Genomic DNA, 12,797 nt, shown 5'->3' with positions numbered 1-12,797 from the left:
GCGTCATCGCATCTGGTTCCTGATCATGGTGGTTCCCTGCACGACCTGATAAATCTGGTTGGTGTCGGCGGGGAGGGTGCCGAACCGGGTTTTCCATTCTGTTAGTGCGGGTGAGATCGTCGTTGTATCCCGAATCGAGGCGGTGCCTTGGCTTTGCATCAAGAGGGTGTAGCGGACGGCGCCGACAGTGCCAGTGGGGCTGGCGCCGAAACTGGTGACCGACTTCAGATCAGTAGGCCCTGATCCGTAGTCGAAAATCACTGCAGCAACGCCAGTGACCAACTGTTGTGTGGTGCTCCCTGAGGTGCAAGTGATCGCCTTCGCGTCTGAGTCGAACGCAATTTTTTCAATGACAACCGGGTTGGTCTGCTTGTAAGGCATGACGATGCTGCTCTGATCGGACCCGGCAAGGGATGCGCCCAGGCAATTCACGGCAGCGGTATTAGTCGCCTGGTACCGAATGCAGAATGATGTACTGGAGACCGCAATCACGGACGTGCCGGCAGGGAAGGTGCAGCCCTGTCCTGACCCCAACGGGAACGCATTGACCGGAACGCTTCGGTAACCGGCCTTCGACAGCTCTTGGCTCAGCATCGCCAGCGCAAAACGGCCGTTCTCCTGGTTGCCCACCTGACCTTGCTGGAACAGGTAGGTTTTCTGGTTATTGATGAAGATTTGAGTGACCCCCAAGATCAGAATCAGGCCAATCACCATCGCGACCATCAGCTCGATCAGCGAAAGCCCACGCTGACTTTTCGCCACAGACATATTGCACACTGGCGTTTTCATGGCAGGCGTGTCCGAATGCGGTAGGTGCATGTGGTGTTCGCTCCTGTGACGTTGGCGTCCATGCAGTCAGCAGCGGTTTTGACGCTCCAGGCAATCTGGATCTCGATCTCGGAGTTTGTCGTGTTGCTCGTGCCGCAAGCGGATGGGGTGACGTCACCCGGCACGAGGCTTCGGCAAATATAGAAAGAGCTGGCGAGCAAGTCGCCTGCGCCTGGCAGTGCTCTACTGGCTTGACCCGCCCAGCACCCTATTTGTCCAGCCAGTGTGGCGGGTGTGGGGTTGCAACTGCTGGGAACCGATGGAAAGGCTGCGCCCGGAGCGACGACGCACCCGTTAGAAGTGGTGCAGCTTCCTGCCGTACGAATGATATCGACCAGGTCATCCGCCAGCATGATCGCCGTGTTGCGCTGCGTAGAGTCCTGGGTATACGGAATGGCTTTGCTTTGTAGTGCCACCATGCCGAGCACGCCAACGGCAATGATGATCAGGCTAACTAATACTTCGATCATGCTGAAGCCGCGGCTGTAGTTACGTTCAGATAGATTCATCAACAACCGCTCGGCTTGGGGGTGGTCGGAGCGGAGACGCGGCCACTGGTGAGCAGCGTGACGTACTGTGAAGCGATAGCCGTGTCGGTAGGGTAGAGAACTTGAAAGCATGCGCTGAGCGACGCGGTGCCTGTGGGGGAGAAAAAGAGGCTGGTGACTGTCGAGTTGATAGACACACCGGCTTGTAGGCCGCTGGCACCCACTTGGCGAAGTTTGGTGCCATTACCAGTTGCGCCAAGTGCCACAATGATATTAGTAGTCCCTGACGCTGCACTGATGTTTACGTTAGTCCCGCGCGTAACGGCTTCGGCGCGCGCATATTGCAACAAGTCGTAAAACTCATCCGCAGCCGCCCGCACGTTCATCCGATGAATCAGACTGGTAAAGCTCGGCACCGCCATCGCCGCAAAAATGCCGACGATCACCACCACCACGATCAATTCGATCAAGGTGAATCCGTCGCTGTTGCCCCCAGGAGGACCTTGCCAGCTGCGACGCGAATTCGGGCGCGTAAGGCCAGAGCTGAAATCCATCAAGGAAATTCCATTTTTCGTTCGAAATATGGTGATACTACTCAGGTTCGAAGTCGCGATGTAGTGGATGTCCGGGGATATTCGCCGGATCAGCGGCATCGTGCTGTTTTTTGGCCTTTGTCGAGTCGGTGACCTGCGACCTCTAATGCGCAAGACCGACATTTCTTTTCTCTGGGTGATCGGGTTCTGCATGTCCAGGCAACACGTGGTAATCGTCGGTGGTGGCGTCATCGGTCTGTTGACCGCCTTTAATCTTGCGTCGAAAGTGCAGAGCGTCGTCCTGCTCGACCGATCGGGCGTCGGGCAAGAGTCTTCGTGGGCGGGCGGGGGGATTGTTTCGCCGCTTTACCCTTGGCGTTACAGCCCGGCGGTGACCGCGTTGGCGCATTGGTCGCAAGACTTTTATCCACAGCTGGGCGCGCGTTTGCTCGACGCGACAGGGATCGACCCTGAGGTCCACAAGACAGGCCTCTACTGGCTGGATCTGGACGACGAGCAAGACGCGCTGGAGTGGGCGGCTCGGCTGAATCGGCCGCTGGTTTCGGTGGATATTTCGGCGGTCTACGACGCAGTGCCGGTGATGGGGGGTGGTTATTCCCGGGCGATTCACATGGCTGATATCGCCAACGTGCGCAACCCGCGGCTGGTGAAGTCCCTGAAAGCCGCGCTGCTGGCGATGCCCAACGTGACGATTCACGAGAGGTGCGAAGTCAGCGATTTCGTGCGCGATGGCGACAGAATCATCGGTGTGACCACGCCTCTTGGCGACATGCTGGGCGACAGCGTGGTGCTGGCCGCAGGCGCCTGGAGCGGTGATTTGCTCGGCACGCTTGGCCTTGAGTTGCCGGTGGAGCCGGTCAAAGGGCAGATGATTCTGTACAAATGCGCGTCGGACTTTCTGCCGAGCATGATCCTCGCCAAAGGCCGCTACGCAATCCCCCGTCGCGACGGGCACATCCTCATCGGCAGCACGCTGGAACACGAAGGCTACGACAAGACCCCGACCGACAATGCGCTGGAAAGCCTGAAAGCGTCTGCCGTGGAGCTGATTCCGGCATTGGCGGACGCCGAAGTCGTTGGTCATTGGGCGGGGTTGCGTCCGGGTTCGCCTGAGGGCATTCCCTTCATCGGCCCGGTGCCGAATCACGAAGGCCTGTGGCTGAATTGCGGCCACTTCCGCAACGGCCTGGTGCTGGCGCCGGCGTCCTGTCAGTTGCTGACGGATCTGTTGGTGGGGGATGTGCCGGTGATTGATGCAGCGCCGTATGCGCCGCAGGGGCGGTTGTGCGGTCAAGCGCCTTCCCGCAATTAATGTAGGAAGATGATCGTTCCCTGTTTGGGAACTCTTTGAGCGCCTACTCCAACCCCAACTTCTTCAACCGATACCGCATCGACCTGAACGTCAGGTTGAGCCGCTGGGCCGCTGCCGTTCTGTTCCAGCGGGTTTCTTCCAGGGCCTGGAGGATGAGCTTGCGCTCGATGCTTTCCAGATAGTCTTCCAGGTTATCGATGTCGGCGAGGCTCGGGCCATCCTGCTCGTGGGTGGCCACAGGTTCGGCCAAGCGCAGGTCATCGCCGTTGATCTCGTCGTTTTCGCACAGGGTGTAGGCCCGTTCGAGCATGTTTTCCAGCTCGCGGACGTTGCCGGGGAAGCGGTACGCCTTGAGCGCGGTCAGTGCTTGGGGGGTGAGGCGGGCAGGGGGCTGGCTGGCGCTTTCGGCCAGGCGGCGCAGGACATTGCTGGCGATCTCCTCGATGTCTTCGCGGCGTTCGCGCAGGGGTGGAACGCACAGTTCGATGACGTTGAGGCGGTAGTACAGGTCCTGGCGGAAGCGTTCAGCGGCGACTTCGACAGCCAGATCCTTATGGGTGGCGCAGAGCACGCGCACGTCGACCACGTGTTCCTGCTGGCCCCCGACCGCACGCACGGACTTTTCCTGAATCGCGCGCAGCAGTTTGACCTGCATGGCCAGTGGCAGGTCGGCCACCTCATCGAGAAACAGCGTGCCACCATTGGCTGCCTGGAACAGGCCGGGTTTGTCTTCGTGGGCGCCGGTGAAGCTGCCTTTGCGATGGCCGAAGAATTCGCTTTCCATCAGCTCGGTAGGAATCGCGCCGCAGTTGACCGGGACGAACGGTTTGTCGGTGCGAGGGCCCTGTTCGTGAATCAGCCGCGCCACCAGCTCCTTGCCGCTGCCTGATTCGCCGCTGATGTAGATCGGTGCCTGGCTGCGCGCCAGTTTGCCGATTTGCTTGCGCAATGCCTGCATCGGCGGGGAGTTGCCGAGCAGCCGATTGTCGATGCTGTTCTCACTGGAGGGCGCGGTGTGCAGGCGCAATGCGCTGCTGACCAGTTCGCGCAGGCGGCCCAGATCCACCGGTTTGGTGAGGAAGTCGAACGCGCCGGCTTTCAGGGCATGGATGGCGGTGTCCAGGCTGCCAAACGCCGTAATCATCGCCACGGGCACCTGGGTGTGGCGCTTCTGAATGTGCTGCACCAGCTCCAGACCATTGCCGTCCGGCAGGCGCATGTCGGTCAGACACAGATCGAAGGGCTCACGGGCCAGCCAGTCTTGGGCTTCCTTGACGTTGCGCGCGCTGCGCGTGTCCAGTTTCATGCGCCCGAGAGTGATCTCCAGCAGCTCACGAATGTCTGGCTCATCGTCGACGATCAGAATCTTTTGCCGTTGGCTCATCTTCAACTCAATTTGAACGGATGGGCGAAGGTGATCCGCATGCAGCTGCCGCCACCTTCCCGTGGTGTGTAATCCAGGTTCGCCTGGTTGCTTTCGCACAATTCCCGCGAAAGGTACAGGCCAAGTCCCGTTCCTTTGCTTTCAGTGGTGAAAAAGGGCTCGAATATCTTCGTCAGGTGCTCGGTGGCCACGCCGGGCCCATCGTCGAGCACTTCGAGGCTGGGCAAGTCGCTCTGAACATCGTGAAACAATCTCAGCCAGACTTGCGCGCGCTCATGCATCTGACCGCTGTATCGCAATCCGTTCTGCACAAGGTTAGTCATGACTTGCTGCAGCTGTTCGGCGTCCATACGCGTGGTGAGGGTGCCAAAGCCGACATCCAGATGGATGGACTGCTCGGCAGTCAGGTGGCTACGCAGGTCGCTGACAAAGTCTTCGAGCCACTGCCGCAGGTCGAGTAAATGAGGTTTGGTCTGACGTCGGCGGGACAGCTGCAAGACGTTCTCGATCACCAGATTCATCCGTCGCGATTGATCTTGAATGATTTGACTGAGACGCCGGTCCGCGCTGGTCAGTTCCTCGGACTCCAGCAGCAGCTGCGCTGCATGGCTGATCGCGCCCAGAGGGTTGCGAATCTCGTGGGCGATGCCTGCGGTCAGCCTGCCCAGCGCTGCGAGCTTGAGCTGTTGGGCCTGCTGGGAGATTTGCGACAAGTCGTCGAGGAACACCAGCGTGTGGCGCTGATTGCCACGGCTCAGGGCGATGAACCCTGGACGCAGGACCGGGCCGATGGAAGAAGTGGTGATACTGCGCGGCGCCATGGAAGAGTTGATCTGCCATTGGCGCAGGCGCTCGACCAGTTGCGGCGAGTAAGGGTCGATGACGTCGCCCAGCAGGTGCTCATGGCCCAGCAGCGTCAGGGCGCTGTGGTTGGCCAGCAGCACCTTGTGGTTGGCGTCCAGCACCAGGATGCCGGTGCGCATGCGCTCCAGGATCAGGGCGTTGAGTTCTTCGAGGTTGTCGACGTCGGCGGCACGCTGCTCGGCGATGTCTTCGCTGACCTGCAGGCGTTTGGCCAGGGTCTGAACCAGCAACGCGGCCGCGAAGCACAAGGCGCCAAGGGAGCCGGCCTGAACGAAGTGGTTTACCGCCGCTGGCTTGTTGTAGCTGATGTAGAACGTCAGGTAGATGATGCCGATGGCCGAAATGGCGGCGATCAGCAGCCCGGCGCGCTTGCGCAGCAGCACATTACTGATCGCCACCGAGGCCACGATGAGGTTGCCCAGCCCGCTAGGAGCGCCGCCGCCGGCGTAGAACAACGCGCAGAGCATAAAGGCGTCGGTCGTGGCCAGGGTGAAAAGCGGGCCTTGATGGCTGGGCCGCTCAAGCAACACGACCACCAGAATGTTGAACACCAGATACAGCCAACATCCGGTGCGGAACAGTTCGATGTCGGCCAGATCGAGCAGCTCGGCATCCAGGCTGCTGGAAATCAGCAGCACCAGCAGAATGCCGATGCTCAGGCGGTAGAGGTGGTACAGCCGCAGGATACGCTGGGCCTGAGGGGTGGCCAGCGACAGGATTTCAGCGGTCACGTGCCGCAGGGCCCTGTAGGCGGTGCGCTTCGGTGCAATACCATTGCGCGCCCTGGCTCAAGGCGCGATCACGCGGCACATGCACGCCGCACTGGGCGCAGCGCACCATGGGGGCGGCGTCGATTTCAGGCGCAGCCGGTTTCGGGCGTGGCGCAGGGCCTTTGGTCAGGCGTTTGAAGAACCAGATCGCCGCCATGATCAAGGCGACCCACATAATCAAGCGAACCATGTTTATCAGCTTAGTGAGTGAGGATGCCGCAGTGTAGCCAACGCGCTGACGGGCGCACAGTGATGCACGCCGCTATCGGGTGTCGGAAATGAAAAAGAGGCCCCGTAGGACCTCTCTTTGAGTGGCGCAGGCAGTGCGACGGTGATCAGTCGAACAGGCCGAACGTCATGTAGCTGAAGATCGAGCGGCTTTTTGGCGTGCCGTCATCGTCAGTGTTCTTCTCTTCCGCAGGTTGGTTCTCAGGCAGCAAATCGGCCGGAATCGCTTCCTTGGCGTCCTGGTACTGCTTGATCACGTCCTGGTTGGCGCGGGTTTCTCCCGGCGGCAGCGGCGGACGGCTTTCGATCAGCCCCAGTGTCGCTTTGGACAGCCACGAACGGTTATCCGGGTCAGGCGTGCGAGCGGTAAACTTGCCATCGGCCAGTTGCGGGTGGTCCGGGTAGTTGGACTTGAGCACTTGCAGGCTGGTGTCGGCCAGGTCGTCCAGGTGCAGACGCTGGTAGCCTTCGACCATCACCGCCAGGCCGTCACCGACCGATGGGGTTTCCTGGAAGTTTTCCACCACGTAACGGCCACGGTTCACGGCCGCGACGTAGGCCTGACGGGTCAGGTAATAGTCAGCCACGTGGATTTCGTAGGCGGCCAGCAGGTTGCGCAGGTAGATCATGCGCTGCTTGGCGTCCGGGGCGTAGCGGCTGTTGGGGTAGCGGCTGGTCAGCTGGGCGAACTCGTTGTAGGAGTCGCGGGCAGCGCCCGGGTCACGCTTGGTCTGATCCAGCGGCAGGAAGCGCGCGATGATGCCCACGTCCTGGTCGAACGAGGTCAGGCCTTTCAGATAATAGGCGTAGTCGACGTTCGGGTGCTGCGGATGCAGACGAATGAAGCGCTCGGCTGCGGACTTCGCAGCTTCAGGCTCGCCATTCTTGTAGTTGGCGTAGATCAGTTCCAGCTGCGCCTGGTCGGCATAGCGACCGAATGGGTAGCGCGATTCCAGCGCCTTGAGTTTCTCGGTCGCGCTGTTGTAGCTGTTGTTGTCCAGATCGGCCTGCGCCTGCTGGTACAGCTCGACTTCACTGAGGTTTTCGTCGATGACTTCTTTCTTCGAAGAACAGGCAGCGGTAAGTCCGAGGATGGCTATCAGCAGCAGGTGTTTCACTTGCATGGCGGCTTGCGTCCCTATAACGGCCTGCTGTCTTGCGCAGGACCGTCCTGTTATGATGGGCGCCCCGTGGAACCCCCGGGACAAAAGACGCCGTATTTAACCACAAGCGCACAGCCGAAACCAAAGGCCAGTGCCACCTCCTAGTTTGAGCATGTCTGAGATCATTGAACTTCGCGCAGAGGTGCCGTCCGAATTGGGCGGTCAACGCCTCGACCAGGTCGCCGCCCAACTCTTCGCTGAGCACTCGCGCTCGCGCCTTTCCGCCTGGATCAAAGACGGCCGCCTGACTGTGGACGGAGGCGTTCTGCGCCCGCGTGACATCGTGCACGGCGGTTCGGAACTGGTCCTCAAAGCCGAGCAAGAGGCCCAGGGCGAGTGGGTGGCCCAGGACATCGAACTGGATATCGTCTATGAAGACGACCAGATTCTGGTGATCAACAAACCGGCCGGGCTGGTCGTGCATCCGGCGGCGGGCCACGCGGATGGCACTCTGCTGAACGCCTTGCTGCACCATGTTCCGGACATCATCAACGTGCCGCGCGCCGGTATCGTGCACCGTCTGGACAAGGACACCACCGGTTTGATGGTGGTGGCCAAGACCATTCAGGCGCAGACCCAGCTGGTCACCCAGTTGCAGGCACGCAGCGTCAGCCGCATCTACGAGTGCATCGTGATCGGCGTGGTGACGGCCGGCGGCAAGATCAACGCGCCGATCGGTCGTCATGGCCAGCAGCGTCAGCGCATGGCCGTGATGGAAGGCGGCAAGCCTGCAGTCAGCCACTACCGCGTGCTGGAGCGTTTTCGCTCGCACACCCACGTGCGGGTCAAGCTGGAAACCGGTCGTACTCACCAAATTCGCGTGCACATGGCGCACATCAACTTCCCGTTGGTCGGCGATCCGGCTTACGGCGGTCGTTTCCGCATTCCGCCAGCGGCCAGCCAGACCATGGTCGAATCGCTCAAGCATTTCCCGCGTCAGGCCCTGCACGCGCGCTTCCTTGAGCTGGATCACCCGACGACCGGTCAGCGCATGAGCTGGGAATCGCCTCTGCCAGAGGACTTCAACTGGCTGCTGTCGCTGCTCAAGCAGGACCGCGAGGCATTCATCGGATGAGTGAGTTCGTGACGGACTGGCTGATTCCCGACTGGCCCGCGCCGGTCGGTATCAAAGCGTGCGTCACCACTCGCGCGGGCGGCGTCAGCGTCGCACCATTCGACACCTTCAATCTGGGCGATCACGTCGACGACGACCCTGCGGCGGTTGCGCAGAATCGTTCGAAGCTGACCAGCGCCCTGAGCGCCATGCCCGCATGGCTCAAGCAGGTGCATGGCGTCGATGTCGTCCAGGCATCGCCCGATCAGGTGATGCAGGCCGATGCCAGCTGGAGCACAGCACCTGGAATCGCCTGCACGATCATGACCGCTGACTGCCTGCCCGCGCTGTTCTGCAATCGGCAGGGCACTCAGGTCGCGGCTGCTCATGCCGGTTGGCGTGGGCTGGCGGCCGGCGTGCTGGAAGCGACGGTCGACAGCTTTGCCGATGCACCTTCCGAGATTCTCGTCTGGCTGGGACCTGCCATCGGTCCTCAGGCCTTTGAAGTGGGGCCGGAAGTGCGTGAAGCCTTTGTGGCGACCCATCCTGAAACGGTCGAGGCGTTCGTGCCAAGCGTCAATCCGGGCAAGTTCATGGCCGATATCTACCAGTTGGCGCGCCTGCGTCTGGTGGCCCATGGCGTGACGTCGGTGTATGGCGGCGGATTGTCGACTTACAACGACGAGCGTTTCTTCTCCTATCGTCGCGGCGCGCGCACCGGGCGGTTTGCGTCCCTGGTGTGGATCGAGCGCCCTCGGTCGAACTGACTCGCCACTGTTCTCTATTGTGGGAGCGAATTCATTCGAGAAAAACGTCGCAGGCGCTAGAGATGTATCGACTGCGCGGGCCTCTCGCGAATGAATTCGCTCCCACAGGTCTTGTGTTCCAGCGTGACCTTTCGCAATCTTCTCTCAAAAAACCTTCCCTCCAGCTAATGTTGATCTGTGTCAAGCACTCACCGCTTGAATCCTGTGCAATCGGCCACATCTAAAGGCTATCTGGCAGGTTTTCTTTATTAAGGTGTGTTCATTGCTCCGGCCTGCCCATTAGGAAGGTGACCAATGCGTATTGACCGTTTAACCAGCAAGTTACAGCTCGCTTTATCTGATTCCCAATCTCTGGCGGTGGGCATGGACCATCCCGCCATCGAGCCTGCGCACCTCATGCAAGCGCTGCTCGAACAGCAGGGTGGTTCGATCAAACCCCTGCTGCTGCAAGTCGGTTTCGACATCAACAGCTTGCGCAAGGCGTTGAGCAAAGAGCTCGACCAACTGCCAAAAATTCAGAACCCTACCGGCGACGTCAACATGTCGCAGGATCTGGCGCGCCTGCTCAATCAGGCCGATCGTCTGGCCCAGCAGAAGGGCGATCAGTTCATCTCCAGTGAACTGGTGCTGCTCGCCGCGATGGACGAAAACAGCAAGCTGGGCAAGCTGCTGCTCGGCCAGGGCGTGAGCAAGAAGGCGCTGGAAAACGCCATCAGCAACCTGCGCGGCGGCGACGCGGTCAACGACCCCAACGCGGAAGAGTCCCGCCAGGCGCTGGACAAATACACCGTCGACCTGACCAAGCGCGCTGAAGAAGGCAAGCTCGATCCGGTGATCGGCCGCGACGACGAAATTCGCCGGACCATTCAAGTCCTGCAGCGTCGCACCAAGAACAACCCGGTGCTGATCGGTGAGCCAGGCGTGGGTAAGACCGCCATCGCTGAAGGCCTGGCGCAGCGCATCATCAATGGCGAAGTGCCCGATGGCCTGCGCGGCAAGCGCCTGTTGTCGCTGGACATGGGGGCGCTGATCGCCGGTGCCAAGTTCCGCGGCGAGTTCGAAGAGCGCCTCAAAGCTGTGCTCAATGAGCTGTCCAAGCAGGAAGGCCAGATCATCCTGTTCATCGACGAATTGCACACCATGGTCGGCGCAGGCAAGGCCGAGGGTTCGATGGATGCAGGCAATATGCTCAAGCCTGCGCTGGCGCGAGGCGAGTTGCACTGTGTCGGCGCCACGACGCTCAACGAGTACCGTCAATATATAGAGAAGGACGCGGCCCTCGAACGGCGTTTCCAGAAAGTGCTGGTGGACGAGCCGAGCGAGGAGGACACCATCGCGATCCTGCGTGGCCTGAAAGAGCGCTACGAGGTTCACCACAAAGTCGCGATCACCGACGGCGCGATCATTGCGGCGGCCAAGCTCAGCCATCGTTACATCACCGATCGGCAGTTGCCGGACAAGGCTATCGACCTGATCGACGAAGCGGCCAGCCGCATTCGCATGGAAATCGATTCCAAGCCCGAAGTGCTCGATCGCCTAGAGCGTCGCCTGATTCAGCTGAAGGTCGAATCCCAGGCGCTTAAAAAGGAAGACGACGAGGCCGCGATCAAGCGCCTGGAGAAACTTCAGGAAGAAATCGTGCGGCTTGAGCGTGAATACGCCGATCTGGAAGAAATCTGGACCTCGGAAAAAGCCGAGGTGACCGGTTCTGCGCAGATTCAGCAGAAGATCGAGCAGTCTCGTCAGGAGCTGGAAGCGGCCCGCCGGCGTGGCGACCTCAATCGCATGGCTGAACTGCAATACGGGGTGATCCCTGATCTGGAGCGCAGCCTGCAGATGGTCGATCAGCATGGCAAGCCCGAGAACCAGCTGCTGCGCAGCAAGGTGACCGAGGAGGAGATTGCCGAAGTCGTGTCGAAGTGGACCGGGATTCCGGTGTCCAAGATGCTCGAAGGCGAGCGCGACAAGCTGCTGAAGATGGAAAGCCTGCTGCACGAGCGCGTGATCGGGCAGAACGAGGCCGTGGTGGCCGTGGCCAACGCGGTGCGTCGTTCGCGTGCCGGGTTGTCCGACCCGAATCGCCCAAGCGGCTCGTTCATGTTCCTCGGCCCGACCGGCGTGGGTAAAACCGAGCTGTGCAAGGCGCTGGCCGAGTTCTTGTTCGACACTGAAGAGGCGATGGTGCGAATCGACATGTCGGAGTTCATGGAGAAGCATTCCGTGGCGCGGCTGATCGGGGCGCCACCGGGCTACGTGGGTTACGAAGAGGGCGGCTACCTGACAGAGGCTGTGCGTCGCAAGCCGTATTCGGTGATCCTGCTGGACGAGGTCGAGAAGGCGCATCCTGATGTCTTCAATATCCTCTTGCAGGTGCTCGAAGACGGCCGTCTGACCGACAGCCATGGGCGCACGGTGGATTTCCGCAACACGGTGATCGTCATGACTTCCAACCTGGGCTCGGCGCGAATTCAGGAGTTGGTGGGTGATCGTGAGGCACAACGCGCGGCGGTGATGGATGCCGTGAGTTCGCACTTCCGTCCTGAGTTCATCAACCGCGTCGACGAAGTGGTGATCTTCGAACCACTGGGTCATGACCAGATTGCGGGCATTACCGAGATCCAGCTGGGCCGTCTGCGTCAGCGTCTGGCCGAGCGTGATCTGAGCCTAGAGCTGACGCCTGAGGCGCTGGAGAAGCTGATCGCCGTCGGCTACGACCCGGTGTATGGCGCGCGTCCTCTGAAGCGTGCGATTCAGCGCTGGATCGAAAACCCGCTGGCCCAGCTGATTCTGTCCGGTGGCTTCATGCCCGGCACCAGCATCAAAGGCACAATCGTGAACGACGAGATTGCGTTCGTCTGATTCGCGGCTTCTATATAGATAGAGGTGAAAGGGCGCTCCACGGGGGCGCCCCTTTTTTATGGGCATCGGAATGTGGCCTCAAGGCGGCGATTTTCGGGGTCAGGAGGCCGTCTCGAAAAAAAGTCGCAAATCATTGTCTTAAAAGCAATTTAGAGGGTTGACAGCTGTTTCTGGGAATGTAGAATAGCGCGCCTCAGAGACGTGAACGCAGCGATGCAGACAGGTTGAAGAGGCTGAAAATGCAGGAGATTCAGGGCAGTATGTGCAAGACTCGTCTAGCAAAGAAGTACTGAATTTGTTGTGTTAAAGCGCGTCAAACGCTGCATCTGAAATTGATAGATTTGAAAAGATCGTTCCGTGATAGCTCAGTCGGTAGAGCAAATGACTGTTAATCATTGGGTCCCAGGTTCGAGTCCTGGTCACGGAGCCAATTTCCAGAGGTAGTACCGTCGGGGTATAGCGCAGTCCGGTAGCGCGCCTGCTTTGGGAGCAGGATGTCAGGAGTTCGAATCCCCTTACCCCGACC

At 60.2% G+C, this 12,797-nt stretch carries 11 protein-coding genes and 2 tRNA genes; 6 read left to right on the top strand and 7 right to left on the bottom strand.

Going from position 1 to position 12,797, the window contains the following annotated elements; genetic code table 11:
• Positions 1-3: 3 nt before the first annotated feature.
• The 3 genes from AC07V9_RS20510 to AC07V9_RS20500 are packed head-to-tail and all read right to left on the bottom strand — an operon-like array spanning position 4 to position 1,870.
• Positions 4-789 carry a prepilin-type N-terminal cleavage/methylation domain-containing protein gene (locus AC07V9_RS20510; RefSeq protein WP_495017473.1) on the bottom strand — a complete coding sequence of 262 codons (786 nt, stop codon included), beginning with the start codon at positions 787-789 and terminating at the stop codon, positions 4-6.
• Positions 786-1,337 carry a type IV pilus modification protein PilV gene (pilV, locus tag AC07V9_RS20505; protein WP_495017472.1) on the bottom strand — a complete coding sequence of 184 codons (552 nt, stop codon included), beginning with the start codon at positions 1,335-1,337 and terminating at the stop codon, positions 786-788. Before pilV ends, AC07V9_RS20510 begins: the two co-directional genes overlap by 4 nt.
• Positions 1,337-1,870 carry a GspH/FimT family pseudopilin gene (locus AC07V9_RS20500; RefSeq protein WP_495017582.1) on the bottom strand — a complete coding sequence of 178 codons (534 nt, stop codon included), beginning with the start codon at positions 1,868-1,870 and terminating at the stop codon, positions 1,337-1,339. The genes pilV and AC07V9_RS20500 overlap by 1 nt, the downstream gene beginning before the upstream one ends.
• Positions 1,871-2,060: 190 nt before the next feature.
• Here AC07V9_RS20500 and thiO point away from each other — a divergent pair, with 190 nt between their 5' ends.
• Positions 2,061-3,182 carry a glycine oxidase ThiO gene (gene thiO / locus AC07V9_RS20495; RefSeq protein ID WP_495017471.1) on the top strand — a complete coding sequence of 374 codons (1,122 nt, stop codon included), beginning with the start codon at positions 2,061-2,063 and terminating at the stop codon, positions 3,180-3,182.
• A gap of 43 nt (positions 3,183-3,225) precedes the next feature.
• On the opposite strand, the gene AC07V9_RS20490 is transcribed toward thiO, so the two are convergent.
• The 4 genes from AC07V9_RS20490 to AC07V9_RS20475 form a co-directional block, all read right to left on the bottom strand.
• Entirely contained in the window at positions 3,226-4,566 is a 1,341-nt protein-coding gene (locus AC07V9_RS20490; RefSeq protein WP_495017470.1) for a sigma-54-dependent transcriptional regulator, read from the bottom strand.
• A 2-nt stretch (positions 4,567-4,568) separates the two neighbouring features.
• Positions 4,569-6,161, bottom strand: coding sequence for a sensor histidine kinase (locus tag AC07V9_RS20485; RefSeq protein ID WP_495017469.1), 1,593 nt, complete (start codon positions 6,159-6,161; stop codon positions 4,569-4,571).
• A complete protein-coding gene (locus AC07V9_RS20480; protein WP_495017468.1) occupies positions 6,151-6,390 on the bottom strand; it encodes a PP0621 family protein in 240 nt (79 codons plus the stop codon). The genes AC07V9_RS20485 and AC07V9_RS20480 overlap by 11 nt, the downstream gene beginning before the upstream one ends.
• A gap of 145 nt (positions 6,391-6,535) precedes the next feature.
• A complete protein-coding gene (locus AC07V9_RS20475; RefSeq protein ID WP_495017467.1) occupies positions 6,536-7,552 on the bottom strand; it encodes an outer membrane protein assembly factor BamD in 1,017 nt (338 codons plus the stop codon).
• A gap of 151 nt (positions 7,553-7,703) precedes the next feature.
• On the opposite strand from AC07V9_RS20475, the gene rluD reads away from it, so the two are divergent.
• The 5 genes from rluD to AC07V9_RS20450 all read left to right on the top strand — a co-directional run bounded on the left by rluD (position 7,704) and on the right by AC07V9_RS20450 (position 12,795).
• A complete protein-coding gene (gene rluD / locus AC07V9_RS20470; protein ID WP_495017466.1) occupies positions 7,704-8,666 on the top strand; it encodes a 23S rRNA pseudouridine(1911/1915/1917) synthase RluD in 963 nt (320 codons plus the stop codon).
• 8 nt (positions 8,667-8,674) lie between these two features.
• Positions 8,675-9,412 (top strand): peptidoglycan editing factor PgeF, encoded by a 738-nt coding sequence (gene pgeF, locus AC07V9_RS20465; RefSeq protein ID WP_495017581.1) that lies wholly within the window; start codon positions 8,675-8,677, stop codon positions 9,410-9,412.
• 294 nt (positions 9,413-9,706) lie between these two features.
• Positions 9,707-12,271, top strand: a complete 2,565-nt coding sequence (gene clpB, locus AC07V9_RS20460) for an ATP-dependent chaperone ClpB (protein WP_495017465.1) — start codon at positions 9,707-9,709, stop codon at positions 12,269-12,271.
• Positions 12,272-12,625: 354 nt separating this feature from the next.
• Positions 12,626-12,701, top strand: a tRNA-Asn gene (locus AC07V9_RS20455).
• A gap of 20 nt (positions 12,702-12,721) precedes the next feature.
• Positions 12,722-12,795, top strand: a tRNA-Pro gene (locus AC07V9_RS20450).
• The last annotated feature ends 2 nt before the right edge of the window (positions 12,796-12,797 follow it).

The sequence above is a fragment of the Pseudomonas sp. GW821-FHT02A11 genome, assembly GCF_059421985.1.
This window is presented reverse-complemented; position numbering and strand designations above follow the sequence as displayed.